Here is a 19,467-nt window from a genome sequence, read left to right on the forward strand (position 1 = left end):
CCATCTTGTGTAGTGCCGAGCCAAGCTCGGCAAGGTTTATCTGTAGTGCCGAGCCATGCTCGGCATTGGCCATGGTCGATGCTGCGTGCATTACCGAGCATGGCTCGGCACTACATGAAAGCAAAAAAAACCGGGCCCGGAATGATCCAGGCCCGGCGGGTCACGCTAACCGGCGATGTTGCCTGCCGGGATGGATCAGAACTTGAAGCGAGCGTTCAAGTAGTACTGGCGCCCGTTGCTGTAGAACGCAGCCGGGATGTCCTTGCTCTGGTAGTACTTGTAGGTCGGATCGTTGAGGTTCAGAGCATCCAGGCTGAAGCTCAGCCAATCCGTCGCCTTGTAGCTGACCGAGGCCGAAAGCGTGCCGAAAGCATCCTGGTAGTACGGGTCTGCACCCTTCGGGCCGATCAGGAAGTCGGAACGATAGGTGTAGCCCACGCGCGCGCCGAAGATTTCGTTTTCGAACCAGACGCCGATGTTGTACGTGTCCTTCGAATTGCCGATCAGATTGTGGGTGCCATCGCTCCACGCCCTGGAAGAGCTGCCATCCGAATAGGTGTAGTTCGCATCCAGGCCAAAGTTCTCGCCCAGCGGCTGCTGGTATGCCAGCTCATAGCCACGAACCTGCGCGTCGGCGTTGACCGGCATCGCAATCAGATAGTTTTCCATCTGGTTGGTCAGCTCGCTGTACAGCATGCGGTTCTCGCTGCCGAAGGACACGTAGTCCTTCATGTTCATCGAGAACGCACCGAGCGAGACCAGGCCGCGCGGCATGAAGTACCACTCGAGGTTGACGTCGAAGTTGGTGGACAGGGTCGGCTTCAGGTTCGGGTTGCCACCTGCGCCGGTGCGGCTGGCGTCCGAACCGCTGGCCGAACTACCCAGTGCCGAGTAATCGGGCAGGGTCTGCGTCTGTGAAGCAGCGAAGCGAAGCACCAGGTCGTCGGCCAGGTCGAACTTGAAGTTGGCGCTGGGCAGCAGGCGGCTGTGCTTGTTGTTGTACTTCAGGCGGTTCCATGCACCGAACAGGCTGCTTACATCCGGGTTGACGGTTGCAGCGACGTAGCTGTTGATGTCCTGGTCGATGCTTACATAGCGCAGACCAAAGTTGCCGCTCCAAGCGTCACCGGTGAAGTTTGCCTGCAGGTAAGCAGCCATGTTCTTCTCGGCAACCTTCCATTCGGCACCGTAGTTGTGGCGACCAGTCGGGCCATCATTGCCGGCGAGCCAGGTGGAGTTGTTGATGACGGCGTTCTTCAGCGTGCTGAAGGAGTAGTACCACAGGTCGCGGGGGAACTGGCCGCCAATGGAGCCTGCGAAACCGCCCGGGAAACCGACCGTCGGTGAGTTCTGCAATGCCGCCCAGATGGCACCCGGCGTCGCGCCTTCCGGTGAAGTCGCTTCGCGGTCATGCTTGGCATAGCGCAGGCCGAAATCCAGGCTGTTCAGCATGCCGTCGTTGAAGTACTGGGTAAAGTCGGCGTTGAACCACTTTTCCTTGTCGACGGCCTTGACCTGCTGGTTACCCCAGGTGCCAAAACCGGTGACACCGTCAGGGCTGATGTCGCCGCCAACGCTCCAGTCCATCGGTGAGCCGTTGCCGTGGGAGGTCCAGCTGGCGCCGCCGCCGCTCGCAAGGTTCACTTCTGCGATGAACTGGCGCGGGGTGTCGCCAGTGCCCTTGGTGTTGCCGGCCTGGAACTTGGCGGTCAGGTTGTCATTGACCTGCCAGTCGGCATCGAGGGTGACGTAGCTGGTTTTGGCGGTGGATTCGCGCGCGATCATGTCGTAGACCGCGTAGTTGGTCCCGGCCACACCTGCATAGGTGGCTTGGGTCATCACGCCGTTCTTGACCACATAGCTGGTGGGTACCTGATTCGCAGCGAACGGCGCGCCGCTGAACTTCGGGCCCATCATGAAATTACGGTTGTAGTTGTTGGCGTCGAGCTTGGAGCTGAAGCCTTCGATGCCCAGGGTCAGGTTGTCTGCCGGCTTGAACTGCAGCGCCAGCAGGCCGCCCTTGCGTTCGCGGGTTTGTTCGAAGAGGGTCGAGCCGACCAGGATCGGCACCATCACGCCGACCAGAGACGGATCAGCCTGTCCGGCAGCATCGCTGGCACTGATGCGAGCCCAGCCCGACGGCATTTCCTGTGCTTCGCGGCGCAGTTCGCGCTTCTGGCTGAAAGCCTGCACCATCACGCCGAAGTTGCCGGCGTCATTCTTGTAGTTGAACAGACCCGAGAGCTGCGGATCGGTGGACTTGGCCTGTTCCGAGCGCACGGCACCCACCGAAGCTTCGGCGGTGATCTGCTTGGAGAACTCCAACGGCTTACGGGTGATGATGTTGATCGAGCCGGTGGTGCCGCCATCCTGCAGCTTTGCCTGCGAGGACTTGTACACCTCGACCGAACGGACAAGTTCCGACGGCAGCAGGCTGTAGCTGACGCTGCGGCCGACATTGTTGCCCTGGCTCAGTACGAACCAATCAGCCGAGCCGACGGTATGGCCATTGATCAAGGTCTGGGTCAGGCTGTTGCTGGTGCCGCGCAGGCTGACGCGGTCGGCTTCGTCGAAGCCGCCTTCGTCGGCGCTGGACGAGCTGATGTTCACGCCCGGAAGGCGCTGCAGGGTATCTGCAACGTTGTGCGCAGGCAGCTTGCCGACGTCCTCGGCGGTGACAACTTCAACGCGGGCATTGGCTTCGCGCTTGGTGTCCAGCGACTTTTCCATTGAGCCGCGGATACCGGTGACGGTCACGGTGTCCAGGTCGGTGGCGGTCTTTGCGGCTTCCTGCGCGTGTGCGCTGAAGGCGAGGCAGCTGACGATAGCTGCCGAAAGCATGGTCTTGCGATGCATGTTGTCTCTCCTCAACATCAAGATTGATTGGCACTGCGTGCCGCGTTACTACAGGGTCCTGCTGGTGGATCTGTTGCTTATGCTGCTGAAGGCTTACGTGGCCGACTTTTCCAGATACCAACTGGCGGCGCCGATGACGCCCAGTTGCCCGTGCTCTACCAGCTTCACGGGAATGCTTTGCAGCGCCTTGCGCATTGGCCCCTTGTTGAGGAAGCGTTCGACGAAGGTGCTGTTCAAAAGAAATTGGCTGATCTTCGGCAGGATGCCGCCAGCCAGATAGATGCCGCCCTGCACGCCATAGAGCAGGGCCATGTCGCCGATGGTCGAACCGAGGATTCCGCAGAACAGCTGCAGGGTTTCCACGGCCAGCGGGTCGCTGCCATCGCAGGCGGCGGCGCTGACGGCATCGGGGGTGGTGTGTGCCGGCGCGACCCCGCGCACAGCGCACAGCGCGTTGTACAGATTGAGCAGGCCGGGGCCGGACAGCGCCTGTTCGATGGACACATGCGGACGGTCCTGCAGCATCTGCTGCAGCACCGCCATTTCCAGTTCGGTGGTCGCAGCCAACGAGGCCTGACCAGCTTCGGTGGCCAGGACCACCGAGCGGTTGCCGACCGGGATCCACACTGCGGCGCCCAGGCCGGTGCCCGGGCCGATCACCAGGGTTGGGCCACGCTCGGCTTCGGCCGGGCCGGTCAACTGCAGCACCTGGCTGGCGTTGATGTGACCGGCAGCGTGCGCGACTGCTTCGAAATCATTGACCAGATGTACGCCGGCAAAGCCCAGGTCATCGCGGATGCGGGTGGATGACAGCGGCCACGGCAGGTTGGCCGAGATAACCGTGCCGTCCGGCAAGGCGTAGCCGGCGGTGGCGATCACGCAGTGTTCGACCGGCGGATTGTGGCTGGCGAAATCGGACAGGATCGCGCTGAGACTGGGATAGTCCGCGCAGCGGTACTTGCGATAGGACAGTACGTCGATGGAGGGGTCGTTTGCTGCCGCCGCCCGGATCAGGCCGACGCGGACGTGCGTGCCACCCACGTCGGCGGCGAAGAAGGGCCGGGAGGCGGGGTCAAGGCGGGTGGTCTGCAGTGGGGGGACGACAGCTGTCACTCGGTTTCCCTATGGCGAGGCGGAGCGCCCGGAGGGGCATCATTGGGGGGCGAGTCTGTAATCGTTCTGACAACGATGTCAACGAATAATTGAAACTTTCGATGCTGCGCCGCAGCGTGTCTGCGCAAACCTTGCGCCGCCTGCATTTGTTGCATCCGATAGCGTGTAGTCGCTGAACTTGCGGGGTTTTATGCTGAAAGCCTGATTCTTGCGGGCTTGTGGGACATTCCTGATGAGTTGCCGGAATAACCCTGCGGAGCTGCGTTGTTGACAAACTTGTCCGCAGCAAACAATAAATGTGACAACGTTGTTCCCACGTAATCGCCCGACGGCCTCGATCCGTCTCCCGCATCCGCAGGAGCTTTGCCCATGTCTGCTGTTCCCGACTCGACGCCGCGTACCAGCATGGCGTCGTCCATCGCCATCGTCGGCGTGCTGTTCTTCATCATCGGCTTCTGTACCTGGATCAACGGTCCGCTGATCACCTTCGTCAAGCTGGCCTTCGACGTGAACGAGGTGTCTGCCTTCCTGGTACTGATGGTGTTCTATCTGTCGTACTTCTTCCTGGCACTGCCGGCCTCGTGGATCCTCGGCCGCACCGGCATGAAGAAAGGCCTGGCCCTGAGCCTGGCGGTGATGGCGGTCGGCGCGATGGTGTTTGGTGAGTTCGCCACCCGGCGTTGGTTTGGCGGCGCACTCAGCGGCCTGTTCGTGATCGGCGGTGGCATGGCCTTGCTGCAGACTGCGGTCAATCCGTACATCAGCATCCTTGGCCCGATCGAGGGCGCTGCTCAGCGCATCGCCTTGATGGGCATCTGCAACAAAATCGCCGGCATCCTTGCGCCGGTGGTGATCGGTACCTTCGTGCTGCACGGCATCGGCGACCTGGAAACCCAGGTACAGGCAGCAGACGCTGCCACCAAGGCTGACCTGCTCAACACCTTCGCCGCCAAGATCCATACACCGTACATGGTGATTGCTGGTGTGCTGCTGCTGGTCGCGGTGGGTGTGCTGTTCTCGCCGCTGCCCGAAGTGCAGCCGGACCAGGCCAATGCCAGCGCCAATGATGGCAAGGCCAGCAAGCGCAGCATCTTCCAGTTCCCGCACCTGTGGCTGGGCGTGATGTGCCTGTTCGTCTACGTCGGCGTGGAAGTGATGGCCGGTGATGCGATCGGTACCTACGGTAATGCCTTTGGCCTGCCACTCGACAAGACCAAGCTGTTCACCTCTTACACCCTGTTCGCGATGTTGGTGGGTTACGTGGTCGGCCTGCTGGTGATCCCGCGCTTCATCTCGCAGGAAAAGTACCTGGCGGTGTCGGCGGTGCTGGGCGTGATCTTCACCCTGGGTGCCTACTTCACCCATGGCTATGTGTCGGTGGGCTTCGTCGCCGCGCTGGGCTTTGCCAATGCCATGATGTGGCCGGCGATCTTCCCGCTGGCGATCCGCGGCCTGGGTCGTTTCACCCAGGTCGGCTCGGCCCTGCTGGTAATGGGTATTGCCGGTGGCGCGATCATCCCGCAGGCCTTCGCTCTGCTCAAGCATGCGTACCCGGAACACTTCCAGCTGGTGTTCGCCGCGCTGATGATCCCCTGCTACCTGTACATCCTGTACTTCGGCACCGTTGGTCATAACGCGGGCAAGGCACGTGGCGCCTGAATCAAGCATCATGGCGGCAATCGAGCCAACGCGGGAACCGGTAATGCGTAGACCCACCATCAAGGATGTCGCCGAGCGTGCCAAGGTCTCTTTGAAGACCGTCTCGCGGGTGATCAACAACGAGCCTTCGGTGATGCAGGCCACCCGCGCGCGCGTCCTGCGCGCGGTGGCCGAGCTGGACTATGAGCCCGATCCGTCCGCGCGCAACCTGCGCAGCAACACCACCTTCGTGATCGGGCTGGTGTACGACAACCCCAATCCGTACCACATCATCGGGGTACAGAACGGCGTGTTGTCGGCCTGCCGCGAAACCGGCTTCGGCCTGCAGATCCATCCCTGCGATTCGACCTCGCCGATGCTGGCCGAGGAACTGGCTGATTGGGTGCAGCGTTCGCGCCTGGCCGGGCTGGTGCTGACCGCACCGATGTCCGAGCGCCCGGAGCTGGTGGCCGCACTCAATGCACGCGGCATCAAGACCGTGCGCATCATCGCCGCCACGGAAGACCCGGGCGATGGTCCCTGCGTGTTCGTCGATGACCGCGATGCTGCCTACGAAATCACCGAGCACCTGATCCAGCTCGGCCACCAGCGCATCGGCTTCCTGTGGGGCGGCACCTCGCACCGTTCCAGTGGCGAGCGCTATGCCGGCTACGAAGCGGCGCTGAAGGACTATGGCATCCCGCTGGACAAGCACCTGGTGATCCCGGGCGACTACACCTTTGACGATGGCTTCCGCGGTGCGCGCCGCCTGCTGGCGCTGCGTGAACCGCCTACCGCCATCTTCGGCTCCAACGACGAAATCGCCGCTGGCGTGCTGGCTGCGGCCAATTCGGCCGGCTTGAACGTGCCTTACGACCTGTCCATCGCCGGTTTCGAGGACAGCCCGTTCTCGCGCCAGTCGTGGCCGGCGCTGACCACCGCCAAGCAGGCTACCGGCGATATCGCCCGCCACGCGGCGCGTTTGCTGATCAGCCAGCTGCGTACCGATGCCTACGAAGACAGCCCGGCACAGCTGCAGAACCAGGGCTTCGTACCGCAGCTGGTGGTACGTGGTTCCACCGCACCGCTGCGCCAGCAGCCGTCGCGACCTCCTTCATCTCCCCCCGACCTCTCCGAGTAACGATCCATGGCACTGCCGAGTGAAACCGAAACCCTGATGTTCAACGAGGCCGCGGAAAGCGCCTCTGTCATCGCCGCCCAGTTCGCACGCAACCGCGACGTGGTGCAGGCCCTGGCCGCCGACCTGCGCCAGAACCCGCCACCGTTCGTTGTCACCTGCGCCCGTGGCAGTTCCGATCACGCGGCAACCTATGCCAAGTACCTGTTCGAGACCCAGCTCGGGCTGGTGACCGCCTCGGCATCGCCGTCGGTGGGCTCGGTCTATGAAGCGCCGCTGCAGCTGCGCGGCGCGCTGTATATCGTGATTTCGCAGTCGGGCAAGAGCCCGGATCTGCTGCGCAATGCCGAGGCTGCCAAGGCTGCCGGCGCGCGCGTGGTGGCACTGGTCAATGTCGAGGATTCGCCGCTGGCACTGCTGGCCGAAACCGTCATTCCGCTGGGTGCCGGCGCCGAGCGCAGTGTCGCTGCGACCAAGAGCTATCTGGCGTCGCTGGCTGCGATCCTTCAGCTAGGCGCGTACTGGAAGAACGATCCTGCACTGATCGCCGCCCTGGATGCACTGCCGGCCGCGATGTCCGAGGCATGGGCATGCGACTGGACGGCGGTGACCGATGGTCTGGTTGATGCGCACAACCTGTTCGTGCTCGGCCGTGGTCCCGGCCTGGCTGCCGCACAGGAAGCCGCGCTGAAGTTCAAGGAAACCTGCGGCCTGCACGCCGAAGGCTATAGCTCGGCCGAAGTGAAGCACGGCCCGATGGCGCTGGTCGGCCGCGATTTCCCGGTGCTGGCCTTCGCACAGCCCGACGAAACCGGCGCCGGCACCCGTGCCGTGGCCGAAGAGTTCGCCGCACGCGGCGCGCAGGTGTGGCTGACCGGCGAAGGCGGCAACCTGCCGACCGCCACTGCACCGCACCCGCTGTGCGCCCCGTTGCTGACCATCCAGAGTTTCTACCGCGCGATCAACGCGCTTGCGCTGCGCCGTGGCAACAACCCGGACCTGCCGCCGCACCTCAACAAGGTGACGGAAACGGTCTGATGAAAACCGCGCTGCGCAATGGCCGGGTACTTGCCGGTGAGAACTTCCGTGACGATGTCGCGGTATTGATCGAAGACGGCCGCATCACTGCGGTCGTCACCAGCGACGACCCGGCGGTTGCCGCGGCCGATGCGCAGGTGGACCTGGGCGGCGGCTGGCTGCTGCCCGGTTTCATTGATGCCCAGGTCAATGGTGGTGGTGGCGCGCTGTTCAACAACCAGACCGACGTCGATGCGCTGCGCACGATGGTGGCTGGGCATCGCCGCTACGGCACCACCGGCATGCTGCCGACCCTGATCAGCGACGATGCCGAGGTAATGGCGCGCGCGGTGCAGGCGACGCGCGAGGCAATCGCCAGCAAGGTGCCGGGCGTGCTCGGCATCCATCTGGAAGGCCCGTATATCGCACCGGCGCGCAAGGGCACACACGATGCGGGCAAGTTCCGCGTGCCGGATGCCGATGAAGTGCGCATGGCGACGGCGCTGGACAACGGCGTCACCCTGATTACCCTGGCACCAGAGCGGGTGCCGCTGGCAACGATCCAGCAGATGGTCGCCAACGGCGCCATCGTTGCTGCCGGTCATACCGCTGGTACCTACGACGAAATCCGCGCCGGGCTTGATGCAGGCATCACCGGTTTCACCCATCTGTACAACGCGATGTCGCCGCTGCAGGGGCGCGATCCCGGCGCGGTGGGCGCGGCCTTGGAAGATGCCGATAGCTGGTGCGGTGTCATCGTTGATGGCGTGCACGTACACCCGGCCAGCCTGCGCGTGGCGCTGGCGGCCAAGCCGCGCGGCAAGGTATTCCTGGTCACCGATGCAATGCCGATGGTCGGCTCGGACAATCCGGCGTTCGAGTTGTATGGCGAAACCATCACCGCCGTTGATGGCGTGGTTCGCAATGCCGCTGGCGCCTTGGCCGGCTCGGCCCTGGACATGATCACTGCGGTACGCAATACCGTTGGTTTGTTGGGTCTCTCGCTGGCCGAAGCCTCGCGCATGGCATCGACGTATCCGGCGCAGTTCCTGGGCCTGGATGATCGTTACGGGCAGATAGCAGTCGGCTACCAGGCCGACTTCGTCCTGCTGGATAGCGACCTGCAGGTGCAGGGTACCTGGATTGCCGGTCAGCGCGACTGAGTTCCGGCTTGTGAGCAGCGCCCATGAATAAATCCATCCGTTATGCCTCGGTGGATGCCCTGCGTGGCATCACCGTCGCGGCCATGCTGCTGGTCAACAACCCTGGCAGCTGGAGCCACGTCTACGCGCCGCTGCTGCACTCGGAATGGAATGGCTGCACGCCGACCGATCTGGTGTTCCCGTTCTTCCTGGTGATCGTCGGCGTGTCCATCGCGCTGGGCGTGGTACCGCGGGTGGAGCAGGGCGCTGATCGTGGTGCATTGACGCGCACGGTGTTGATCCGCGCCGGGCGCATCCTCGGTTTGGGCCTGCTGCTGCACTTCCTTGCCTGGTGGTGGCTGGACCTGGCGCACTACCGGCCATGGGGCGTGCTGCAACGCATTGGCCTATGCTTCGCGCTTGCTGGCATGGCGGCGATCTGGCTGAAGCCGCGCTTGCAGTGGCTGTGCATCGGCGTGTTGTTGACCGGCTACGCTGCGCTATTGGTGGCGGGTGGATCGTTGGCGCCCTGGCTCAATCTCAGCAGTCGTGTGGATACCGCGTTGTTTGGGGCGCTGCTGTATCAGTACGATCCGGTCACAGGTCATGGCCATGATCCGGAAGGCATGGTGTCCACGCTGGGTGCACTTGCCTCGACCTTGCTCGGCCTGCGTGCCGGTGCATTGTTGCGGCAGCGCCCTTGGCGATTGCTGCCTGCTGCTGTGTTGCTGTTGATTGCCGGCGGCCTGTGGGCGCTGTGGCTGCCCTTGAACAAGAACCTGTGGACCTCGTCGTATGTGCTGTGGACGGGCGGTTGGGCATTTGCGGGGTTGTGGCTGGCGCACATCCTGATCGATTGTCGGCACTGGCCCGCGCTCGGGCGCCGTTTCGGTGTCAACGCGATCACCGCCTATGCCGGCTCCTCGGCGATGGTGTTGGCGATGATGGCCACCGGCAGCTGGAACTGGCTGTGGGAGCAGCTGTTCAACCGCTGGCTGACTCCGCTGGGAGGCGCGCAGTTCGCCTCGCTGGTGATGGCCATGAGTTTCGTGGCGATCTGGTGGTTGCCGATGGCATGGATGGATCGCCGAAAAGTCTATCTGAAGATCTGAAGCCGCCGTTTGCAGGTTTGTGGGAGCGGCTTAAGCCGCGAAGCCACCAATTCGAAAGGCAGCAGCAGATTGCGCAATTGCAGTTGCTGCTGTTGGCGATGCACCATCAGCTTCGCGGCTTACGCCGCTACCACAACGGCAAAGGGTCGCGACAGCGTCTGGCAATCACCGCGCCGCGCTGATTGCCTTGATACGCGCCTTCTTCAAGGCTTCACCGATAGCTGGGCCTTGCAGGCCTTCGGTAGCGATGTCGCGTGCATTGATCGCCAGCGCAGCCGCATGCAGGCGCTGCAGGGTGGCGCGCTGTGGGTAGTCGCTGTCTTCGAAGCCGAGCCTGCCGCGTTTGTCGCATTCGCAGACCAGGGCCATCTGTGCGATGCGTTCGGGGCGACGGAAACCGTCGCAGCGTTGGATCAGCTCAAGCACGGTGGCATCGCGCAGTTCGTCGATGCGATGCACGTTGAGGTGTTCGCGGCAGACCGCTTCCGCCAATTGGCGATGGTCGAGTGGAACCTTCAGGCGCTCGCAGAGTTTGGCCAGCGGCTTCAGGCCGCGCTGCTCGTGCATGATGTGGCGCGGCAGTTCGTCGGTCGGGGTCAATGCCTTGCCCAGATCATGGGTGAGGGCGGCGAAGCCGATCAGGTCGTCGCCCGGCGCCAGCTGCGCAGCCATGTCGCTGACCATTTCCTGGTGTACGCCGGTATCCACTTCCGGGTGGAACTCGGCGCGTTGCGGTACGCCGTACAGCGCATCTATTTCCGGCAGGATCACCGCCAACGCGCCGGTGTCATGCAGGCAACGCAGGAAGGCGGAGGGTTGTTTCATGGTCAGGCTGCGACGCAGTTCCTGCCAGATGCGTTCCGGCACCAAAGCATCGAGTTCACCGCTGGTTGCCATATCGCGCATCAATGCGGCGGTTTCCGGTGCCAGGGTGAAGCCCAAGGGGGCGAAGCGGGCCATGAAGCGTGCCGCACGCAGCACCCGCAACGGGTCTTCGACAAAGGCCGGGCCGACATGGCGCAGTATGCGTTGCTCGATGTCGCGCACACCGCCCCATGGATCGACCAGCTCGCCGGTTTCCTCATCGCGGGCAATCGCATTGATGGTGAAGTCGCGGCGTTGCAGATCTTCTTCCAGCGACACCGAAGGATCGGCATCGACCACGAAGCCACGATAACCGTGGCCGGATTTGCGTTCGGTGCGCGCCAATGCGTATTCCTCACCGGTCAGCGGATGCAGGAATACCGGGAAATCCTTGCCCACGGCCTTGAAGCCGTCCGCTTCCATCTGCGCTTGCGTGGCACCGACCACCACCCAGTCACGGTCACCGGCCTGCAGGCCGAGCAGGGAATCGCGGACAGCGCCGCCGACGAGATAAGTCTTCATGCGGCCATGATAAGTCGGATGAGGCGTCGCACATGTAGTGCCGAGCCATGTTCGGCAGGGGCTCTTCCGCGAAAAGCGGCCCTCACCCCAACCCCTCTCCCGCTTCGCAGGAGAGGGGCTAGAGCGGTAGTGCCGAGCCATGCTCGGCAGGGGCTTTGCAAGCGAAAAAGCTGCCCTCACCCCAACCCCGCTCCCGCTAGCGGGAGAGGGACTGAAGCGATAGTGCCGAGCATGGCTCGGCTCTACAGGTGTTAGGGGGCCGATTGGCAGCTGAAGGCTTTGCGCGCGCCCTGGGTCTTGCCGACCATGCGGTCGCTCAGGGTCAGGGCGTTGTTGTTGAGGCGCCAGTCGTAGATCACACTGAAGGCCAGCACGCGCGCCACGTATTCGCGCGTTTCCTTGTAGCTGATGGTCTCGATCCAGAGATCCGGGTCGTAGTTCGGGCGTTGACTCTGCCAGCGTGCGGTCGGGGTGGGGCCGGCGTTGTAGGCGGCGATGGTGACGTAGGGCAGGCCGTTGTACTTGTCCATCAGCTGGCGCAGATAGGCGGTACCGATGGCGATGTTGGTATCCGAGTCATACAGGCTGGACGCACCGCCATAACCGCTCAGACCAATGCTCTTGGCCACGCTGGCGCCGGTGGCGGGCAATACCTGCATCAGGCCCATGGCGTTGGCCGGCGAACGTGCATTCGGATTGAAGATGCTCTCGGCGCGGATTTCCGCCGCAATCCACGCCGGGTCCAGCGCATTGCGGGCGGCCTCGCGGCGGATCGTGTCGTCGTGGTGCAGCGGGAAGCGCAGGTTGTACAGGCGCAACTCCTGCGGGCCTTTCAATGCAAACACCGCGCGGTCAAACCAACCGTTGTTGCTGGCTACTTCCACGGCGAGACGGCGCTGGCTATCGTCGAAACGCGACAAGGCCTCGGCCCATTCGCGCGCGGCCCAGCTTGGGCGTTCGATCTTGAACAACTCGATGGCGCGCACGAGCGCCGGGTCACGGGCAACTACGGCTTTTGCCGCTGCGCTGTCGCCCGGATTCCATGGACACAGGTTGTAGGGCTGCTTGAGTTTGTCGGCGGCCAGGAAACCGTGGAAGGTCGGCTCGGTCGAGGCGGCGCGGTACAGCGCGGTCGCGTCGGCCGGCTTGCCGGTTTTCTCCAGTAGACGGCCCTCGAACCAGCGCCAGCGCGAATCGTTGCGCTGGCTGGCCGGCATCTTGCGGATGGCGGTCAGTGCCGCCGGCCAGTCGCCGCGCGCCATCGCTTCGCGGGTGCGCCACTCGTGCAGGCGTTCGTCATAGGCCGATTCGGGTACGGCGGCCAGGCGCCGTGCCGAATCCGGCAGGTAAGAGGCCACCGTCCACAAAGCGATCTCGTAGAGCACCTGGCCTTGCTGCTGGGGGCTCAGGGCCAGCGCCTGCGCGTACTGCGGCAGCTGCAGCTCGGCGGCGCCGGGGTCGGCCTTGGCCAGCTTCTGCAGGCCATCGATGGCGATGCGGCGACTGCGTTCGTTCTTCGGCCAGTTCAGGGCGCGCGCGTCGGGCTTGTCGACGAAGGCAGCGTAGTCATTGGCCTGCGCAAGCTCGGCGGCTGGCAGACCGCGTGCGGCGGCACGCATTACCGCCGGTTGCTGTGCATCGGCGGCAGCGTCGATGCGTTCCCAACGCAGCGCTGGGGTCAGGCCGCCGCGGCTGGCGAGGACTGCAAACACCGGGTCGCAGCCATCGGGCAGCGACTTGCCGGCGCTGCGCCAGAGGGACTGGGCATCGCTGGTCCATTGCGCATCGGCCTTGCCGGTGGCTTGCCGTGCATTGAGTTCGGCACAGCGCAGGCCGGGATCGCTGCTGGTTTTCCAGTTGGCCAGCAGGGTCGGCCAGTCCTGGCGGCGGGCGAGGGCAGGCAACCAGGCCGAACGGAAGCTCTCGGCCACGGCCTGACCCTGGTAGCGCTTGAGGAAGTCCTGCGCCTGCGTATTGGGAAGCGTGTCGATATTGCGGCGCAGGGCGCTGAACTCCAACCAGCCGTACAGCGGATGATTCCGCAGCGGCGCGGCGGCGTTGGCATCGAATTGCCCGCGCTCGGCATTGTCGATGGCGGTGCGCATCGCGGTGCGTTGTGCGTCCAGATTCTGGGCCTGGACGCAGGCGCTGAGCAGCGCGGCGAGGGTAGCCAGAGGCAGCAGGAAGATTTTATTCATGGCAGAAGGATAACGGCCGCAGCGTCAACGGCAGAGCAGCAGCCCGACCCGCACATGAACAAGCGCGCCCCTTACGTGCAAATGGAAGCTGAACAGAAACCGCGGAATTGCTGGAAACCCTCGGCAGCAGGCGTAGCTTCGGTGGCGAGGCCGCCGGCCTCGCCCTGGGGGAACTGGAATGGCATTCAGTGCAGCAGGCAATAGCGGGCGTCCACTGGCCGATATCAACGTGACCCCATTGGTCGACGTGATGTTGGTGTTGTTGATCATCTTCATCGTTACCGCACCGATGGTGTCGGTGCCTATCCCGGTGGATCTGCCACAACAAACCGACAAGATCGTGCAACGAGTCGAGCCGCCACCGCCGATCGAGTTGCGGGTGGATGCATCCGACCAGCTCTTCTGGAACGGCGAGTTGCTGGCGATAGGCGACTTGCAGGCGCGCCTGCAGGCACAGGCCGATCTGCATGAGGGCAACCAGCCCGAGCTGCGCATCGACGCCTCGCCGGATGCGCAGTACCAGGTGATGGCCAAGGTGTTGGCGGCGGCCAACAACACGCACATGCAGCGTATTGCCTTCATCCAGTAGCACGCCGCGCGTGCCAGGCATCAACCAGTCGAGGTGATGGTTGATGCCTGTCCAGCGGCGATGGTGGCCGCACCGCCACGCAGGTCCGGCGACATCATCGGAGCTGGCACCCACGGCCATTTCGCCCAAGCGTTTGCACCAGCGGCCGAATACACTAGCGGGATGCAAAATTCCCGATTCGCATCGCTGTTGCCGGTGCTGGCGGTACTCGGCTCGGTGACCTCGTTGTCGATCGGCACGTCCTACGCCAAAAACCTGTTTCCCATCATTGGTGCGCAAGGCACCAGCGCGTTGCGCGTGGGCTTTTCGGCGCTGTTCCTGTTGCTGCTGTGGCGGCCGTGGCGCTGGCATACCAGCCGTGCTGATGGTGCGGCGATTCTGCGTTACGGCTTGACGCTGGGGCTGATGAACCTGCTGTTCTACATGGCGTTGCGCACGATTCCGTTCGGGATTGCCGTTGCCATCGAGTTCACGGGTCCACTGGCGGTGGCGATGTTCTCCTCGCGGCGGCCGATTGATTTCGTCTGGGTTGGCTGTGCGCTGGTCGGGCTGGTGTTGCTGTTGCCGCTGGATGGTGGCCAGGCGCTGGACCCGGTCGGGGTCATGTATGCGCTGGGGGCAGCGCTGTGCTGGGCGCTTTACATCATCTACGGCAAGCGCACCGGCCATCTGCATGCTGGGCACAGCGTGTCATTGGGCTTGCTGGCGGCATCGTTGGTGGTGGTACCGGTCGGCGTTGCGCATGCGGGCATGGCGCTGCTGGAGCCGAAGATTCTGCTGGCCGGTTTCGTGGTGGCGGTGGTGTCCAGTGCCATCCCTATGTCGCTGGAAATGATGGCGCTCAAGCGCCTGCCCAAGGAAACCTTCGGCATCCTGATCAGCATGGAGCCGGCAGTGGCGGCGTTGTGGGCGCTGCTGTTGTTGCACGAACACCTGACCGGCCTGCAGTGGCTGGCGATCGGCTGCACGGTGTTGGCGTCGGCGGGCAGTACCTTGACCGCGCGGCGGCGACCACCGCCGGCCGCGGTGGCCGGCTGAGCCTGCACTCAGCGCAGGCTGTCGGCAGGGACTTCGACTTCCATTTCCACGGCCAGATGGTCCGAGTGCGCGGCAGGAACGGCGCGGGTGTCGAGCATCTTCAGGTTGTCGGAAATCAGGATGTGGTCGATGGCGCGGTCCGGCCCCCAGCTGGGGAAGGTCGGCACCAGGCAGCTCGGCGGCTGCAGCCGGGTCTTGTGGTACAGCACGCGCATTTCCGGGCGATCCGCTTTGCAGTTGAAGTCGCCCATCAATACCGCGTTGGGATGATCCGCCAATACGTCGGAAATGAAGTCCAACTGCGACAGGCGCGAGCCGGTGCCCAGCGATAGATGTGCCACCGCCACGGTCAGGCCTTCATCGCCATCGCCATAGCGGGCGACCAGCAGGCCACGGCCACCGATGCGGCCGGGCAGGGCGTGGTCCTGAACTTCCACCGGTTCCAAACGACTCAGCAAACCATTGGCGCTGGAGGCCACGCCGCCCATGCGGCGGTTGGGCTGGTGCGCCCAATAGTTGAAGCCGGCACGTTCGGCCAGGTAATGGGTCTGGTTGGTGAAGCCCGAGCGCAGGCTACCCGGATCGGCCTCCTGCAGGCCGACGATGTCGCGGCCGCTGGCCAGCTTGGCGATCGCGTCCAGGCTGGAGCGTTTCTGTCCGGCAGGCAGCGCATGTGACCAGCTGCGGGTCACATAGTCGCTGTAGCGGCGGGTGCTGGAGCCGGCCTGGATATTGGCGGTCAGCAATCGCAATGTCTGGGTGGGGGATTTCACGACGGGTCGAACTCAAGGGCCTCGTTGCCGAGGCCCTTGATACCTCACTTGGCGTTGGCGGCGCGTTCGCGCGCGATCAGGTGGTCGGCAATGCGGAGCATGTCTTCATAGCCCTTGCCCTTGACCAGGTACTTGCCGTTGATGATCAGCGACGGGGTACCGGCGATCTTGCTGCGCTGGGCGAACTGCTTGCCACGGTTGACCTTGGCGGCGACGCCGAAGCTGCCCATGGTGTCGGCGAAGGTCTTGGGATCAACGCCGTACTTGCCGTAGAAGTTGGCGATGTCCTGGACCGAATCGCTGCCGCGCTCGCCCTTCAGGGTCTGCTCGATGTGGATGGCCGAGTACAGCGCGTCGTGGGTCTTTTCCTGCACACCCAGGGTTTCAGCAGCGTAGAAGGCACGCGCGTAGTTGTCCCAGGTACCGCCAAAGGCGGCCGGCACGTAGACGAAGCTCACGTCCGAAGGCAGACCGGCCTTCCACGAGCTGATCAGCGGCTGGAAGCGGGCGCAGGCCGGGCAGACATAGCCGAAGATCTCAGCCACTTCGACCTTGCCGGTAGCCGGCTGGAACGGCTGGCCGCCTTCGATGGCGACATAGTCGGTGCCGGCAACCGGCTCCGGGCCGACCAGGCGGGCCTGTGCCGGGACCGGGGTAGCCGGAGCGGCGTCGGTGGCAGTCGGAGCGGCGGTAGCGCCTTCAGCGGCGGCACCTTCAGCGGCCGGGGCCGGGGTGGCAGCCGGAGCGGCTTCGGTTGCGGCCGGGGCTGCCGGAGCGGTGGTATCAGCAGTGCCGTCCTGGGCTTTGCAGGCAACCATCAGCGGCAACAGGGCGGTCAGGGCCAGGGCGAAGCGGATCTTCATCGGGAGGGGTCTCCAGCAGGGTGTGTTTGGGGCGCTGGGCAGTGAGACTGCAACCGGCGCGCAGGGACGCATTATGTGCGTATTCGGCTGAACAGGTGGCCCGGCTCAGCCGGGCTTCAGCCGAGGTTTCAGCGGCGGCTGGCGCCGCTGCGTTCGCGTGCCACCAGGGCACCGGCAATGCGCAGGGTGTCATCAAAGGTCTTGCCCTTGACCAGGTACTTGCCATTGACGACCAGCATCGGCGTGCCGGTGACCTTGACCCGCATGGCGAAGGCGCGGGCGTACTTGACCTTGTCATCCACCTGCGGGCTGCGCAGGGCTTCGACAAAGCGCTGCGGCTGCACACCGTACTGGGCATAGAAGGTTGCCAGTTCGTCGGGCGTGACATTCTGTGCTGGCAGGCTGCCCTGCACATGCAGCGCCTTGAACACGTCGGCATGGCTGCGCTGGCGTACGCCGACCTGCTCGGCTGCATAGAAAGCACGCGCGTAGGAATCCCAGTAACCGCCAAACGCCGCCGGCACCGGGGTGAAGCGCACGTCGGCTGGCTGCTTGGCCACCCATGCCTCCAACTGCGGCTCGAAGTGGGCACAGTGCGGGCAGGTGTAACCAAATACCTCGACCACCTCGATCTTGCCGGCCAGCGGCGCAAACGGACCCGGCTCGGCGATCAATTCATAGTCATCGCCTTCGACCGGCGCGGTAGGGGAGGCGGCACAGGCCGAGAGCGGGGCTATTGCCAGCAGCATCAGCAACAGTTGGGGGAACAACTTCATCGTGGTGGGTCTCCGTTGGAAAAACAGACGCCGACCTCGCGGCCGGCGTGTCTGCGTGGGGCAGTTGCCGGGTCGCCGGAGCGACCGGCGGATATCAGGGTTGCGCGGCTGCGGTGGCTACCGCGGCATCGTTGGCTCGATCATGCAGGCCCTGGACGTAACTGGCCAGCGCCTGGATCTCCTGTCCGGTCAGCGCGTGGCTGATCTGGGCCATGATCTTGAACTGTGCTGCATCGGCCTCACCGGTCTGGCCGGATTGGTAGCGCTGCAGACGTTGCGCGATGTAGCCGGCATGTTGGCCGCCGATATGCGGATAGGCCGGGCCCGGGTTACCTGCGCCGGTCGGGCCGTGGCAGGCGATGCAGGCCGGGATGTTGCGGCTGGTGTCGCCGCCGCGGTAAAGCTTCTGGCCGACTTCGAAGAACTTCATCCCCTGGTAGGGGCCTTCGCTGACCACGGCGTCATCGGCCACACCGGCACCGGATTTCTGGGTAGCGAAGAAGGCACCGATATCGCGCATGTCCTGCGGGGTAAGCCCTTCCATGAACGGCAGCATCGCGGCGACCGCGCCTTCGGTGCGCTGGCCGCTGGCGATCAGGGCCATTTCCTTGGCGATATAGCGCTCGCTCTGCCCGGCCAGGCGCGGGTAGATCTCCACGGCCGAATTGCCGTCGGCACCGTGGCAGGCCGCGCAGGTAGACGCTTTGGCCTCGCCGGCCTTGGCATCACCGGGTTTGGTCTTGCTGAAGTCGATCTCCAGCGAAGCGGTTTGTACAGGCGCATTGTCCGGCACGGCGATGACCGAGCTCTGGGCAAAGGCAACGGCGGCGATTACGGGGACTACCAGTGCTGCAACGGCAAGAACACGAGCATGGCGCATGCTGAAGCTCCGTGTGGACCGGGCCGGGCGGGGCTTTCCGCCGGCATCGCCCGGATTATCAACGGCGTTTTGCGGCACGGTCAACGCAGCAGTGCAGCAAAATCGGCCGGCTCGGTGGTCCCGGGACAGCGGCCAGGCCGACGCGCGGCGTCGCAACATGCGATCCTATGCACATGTCATTGCTCATCGAACGCGCCCGTTACCACCTTTCCGCCCACAATTCCCGGCAATTGCCGCCGGATCTGGGGGCCGAAGTGGCATTTGCCGGTCGCTCCAACGCCGGCAAGTCCAGCGCGCTCAACGCGCTGACCCGCCAAAACTCACTGGCCCGCGTCTCCAAGACCCCCGGCCGCACCCAGCAGTTGGTGTTCTTCGAGGTAACCCCCGAGGCGCATCTGGTCGATCTGCCCGGTTACGGCTACGCCAAGGTGCCGCTGGACCTGCAGGCCCACTGGCAGGCCTTCATTGACCAGTACTTCCGCACCCGCAACGCGCTCAAGGGCCTGGTGGTGGTGATGGACATCCGTCATCCGCTGAAGGACTACGACCGGCAGATGCTGGGGTATGCGGTACAGCGCGGCCTGCCGGCGCACGCGCTGCTGACCAAGGCTGACAAGCTGGGCCGAGGCCAGCAGATGCAGACCCTGCAGAAGGTGCGCAAGGAACTGCACTCGGTTTTCGGTGACACGGTCAGCGTGCAGACCTTCTCCGGCGAATCGCGCCAGGGCGTGGACGAAGCCCGCGGCATCATCGGCGGCTGGCTGGGCTTGAACCCGCCGGCGGCGGACGGTGCAGGTGATGTGGGAGCGGCGTAAGCCGCGAAGCTGATGGTCTGTCAGCGTCCACCGCACAAAAACGCCGCCTTGTAGGGCGGCGTTTTTGTTTTTTTTGGTTGTTGCGGGAGCGAAGGCCAGAGCAAGAGCTGCCCTCACCCCTACCCCTCTCCCG

Annotated in this window: 16 protein-coding genes; 8 read left to right on the top strand and 8 right to left on the bottom strand. The window is 64.2% G+C overall.

The genetic code is table 11. From position 1 onward, the window contains the following. Positions 1-195: 195 nt before the first annotated feature. Both ACVOMF_RS07530 and ACVOMF_RS07535 read right to left on the bottom strand, forming a co-directional pair. The gene (locus ACVOMF_RS07530; protein ID WP_481508720.1) at positions 196-2,856 is read right to left on the bottom strand and encodes a TonB-dependent receptor; all 2,661 of its coding nucleotides are present in this window, start codon (positions 2,854-2,856) and stop codon (positions 196-198) included. 93 nt (positions 2,857-2,949) lie between these two features. Continuing rightward, positions 2,950-3,969 (bottom strand): glucokinase family protein, encoded by a 1,020-nt coding sequence (locus tag ACVOMF_RS07535; protein ID WP_481508721.1) that lies wholly within the window; start codon positions 3,967-3,969, stop codon positions 2,950-2,952. Between the two features lie 369 nt (positions 3,970-4,338). On the opposite strand from ACVOMF_RS07535, the gene ACVOMF_RS07540 reads away from it, so the two are divergent. Genes ACVOMF_RS07540 through ACVOMF_RS07560 form a run of 5 tightly spaced genes read left to right on the top strand, consistent with a single transcriptional unit; the run spans position 4,339 to position 10,016 of the window. Continuing rightward, the gene (locus tag ACVOMF_RS07540) at positions 4,339-5,628 is read left to right on the top strand and encodes a sugar MFS transporter (protein ID WP_481508722.1); all 1,290 of its coding nucleotides are present in this window, start codon (positions 4,339-4,341) and stop codon (positions 5,626-5,628) included. Positions 5,629-5,671: 43 nt separating this feature from the next. Then, positions 5,672-6,748 (top strand): LacI family DNA-binding transcriptional regulator, encoded by a 1,077-nt coding sequence (locus ACVOMF_RS07545; RefSeq protein WP_057627176.1) that lies wholly within the window; start codon positions 5,672-5,674, stop codon positions 6,746-6,748. A 6-nt stretch (positions 6,749-6,754) separates the two neighbouring features. After that, a complete protein-coding gene (locus ACVOMF_RS07550; protein ID WP_481508723.1) occupies positions 6,755-7,783 on the top strand; it encodes an SIS domain-containing protein in 1,029 nt (342 codons plus the stop codon). Further along, positions 7,783-8,925: an N-acetylglucosamine-6-phosphate deacetylase gene (nagA, locus tag ACVOMF_RS07555; protein WP_481508724.1), complete on the top strand. Its 1,143-nt coding sequence runs from the start codon at positions 7,783-7,785 to the stop codon at positions 8,923-8,925. Before ACVOMF_RS07550 ends, nagA begins: the two co-directional genes overlap by 1 nt. A 23-nt stretch (positions 8,926-8,948) precedes the next feature. Then, entirely contained in the window at positions 8,949-10,016 is a 1,068-nt protein-coding gene (locus tag ACVOMF_RS07560) for an acyltransferase family protein (RefSeq protein WP_481508725.1), read from the top strand. A gap of 165 nt (positions 10,017-10,181) precedes the next feature. Here ACVOMF_RS07560 and ACVOMF_RS07565 read toward each other — a convergent pair whose 3' ends face one another. Both ACVOMF_RS07565 and ACVOMF_RS07570 read right to left on the bottom strand, forming a co-directional pair. Then, complete coding sequence (locus tag ACVOMF_RS07565) at positions 10,182-11,402, bottom strand: multifunctional CCA addition/repair protein (RefSeq protein WP_481508726.1); 1,221 nt, start codon at positions 11,400-11,402, stop codon at positions 10,182-10,184. Between the two features lie 251 nt (positions 11,403-11,653). Next, positions 11,654-13,600 (bottom strand): transglycosylase SLT domain-containing protein, encoded by a 1,947-nt coding sequence (locus ACVOMF_RS07570; RefSeq protein ID WP_481508727.1) that lies wholly within the window; start codon positions 13,598-13,600, stop codon positions 11,654-11,656. A 178-nt stretch (positions 13,601-13,778) separates the two neighbouring features. On the opposite strand from ACVOMF_RS07570, the gene ACVOMF_RS07575 reads away from it, so the two are divergent. After that, the gene (locus ACVOMF_RS07575; RefSeq protein ID WP_481508728.1) at positions 13,779-14,189 is read left to right on the top strand and encodes an ExbD/TolR family protein; all 411 of its coding nucleotides are present in this window, start codon (positions 13,779-13,781) and stop codon (positions 14,187-14,189) included. 162 nt (positions 14,190-14,351) lie between these two features. Then, on the top strand, positions 14,352-15,227 hold the full coding sequence (locus ACVOMF_RS07580) for an EamA family transporter (protein ID WP_481508729.1): 876 nt from the start codon (positions 14,352-14,354) through the stop codon (positions 15,225-15,227). An 8-nt stretch (positions 15,228-15,235) separates the two neighbouring features. Here the strand turns inward: ACVOMF_RS07580 and ACVOMF_RS07585 are convergent, their stop codons facing one another. The 4 genes from ACVOMF_RS07585 to ACVOMF_RS07600 form a co-directional block, all read right to left on the bottom strand. Continuing rightward, positions 15,236-15,973, bottom strand: a complete 738-nt coding sequence (locus ACVOMF_RS07585) for an endonuclease/exonuclease/phosphatase family protein (RefSeq protein ID WP_481508734.1) — start codon at positions 15,971-15,973, stop codon at positions 15,236-15,238. A gap of 71 nt (positions 15,974-16,044) precedes the next feature. Next, positions 16,045-16,863 (bottom strand): thiol:disulfide interchange protein DsbA/DsbL, encoded by an 819-nt coding sequence (locus ACVOMF_RS07590; protein ID WP_481508730.1) that lies wholly within the window; start codon positions 16,861-16,863, stop codon positions 16,045-16,047. A 128-nt stretch (positions 16,864-16,991) separates the two neighbouring features. Further along, on the bottom strand, positions 16,992-17,639 hold the full coding sequence (locus ACVOMF_RS07595; RefSeq protein WP_481508731.1) for a thiol:disulfide interchange protein DsbA/DsbL: 648 nt from the start codon (positions 17,637-17,639) through the stop codon (positions 16,992-16,994). Between the two features lie 94 nt (positions 17,640-17,733). Then, positions 17,734-18,519, bottom strand: a complete 786-nt coding sequence (locus ACVOMF_RS07600) for a c-type cytochrome (protein ID WP_481508732.1) — start codon at positions 18,517-18,519, stop codon at positions 17,734-17,736. A 173-nt stretch (positions 18,520-18,692) separates the two neighbouring features. Between ACVOMF_RS07600 and yihA the strand changes: the two genes are divergently transcribed. Continuing rightward, positions 18,693-19,334 carry a ribosome biogenesis GTP-binding protein YihA/YsxC gene (gene yihA, locus ACVOMF_RS07605; RefSeq protein ID WP_282268046.1) on the top strand — a complete coding sequence of 214 codons (642 nt, stop codon included), beginning with the start codon at positions 18,693-18,695 and terminating at the stop codon, positions 19,332-19,334. Positions 19,335-19,467: the final 133 nt, after the last annotated feature.

Source organism: Stenotrophomonas sp. STEN022 (assembly GCF_056760155.1).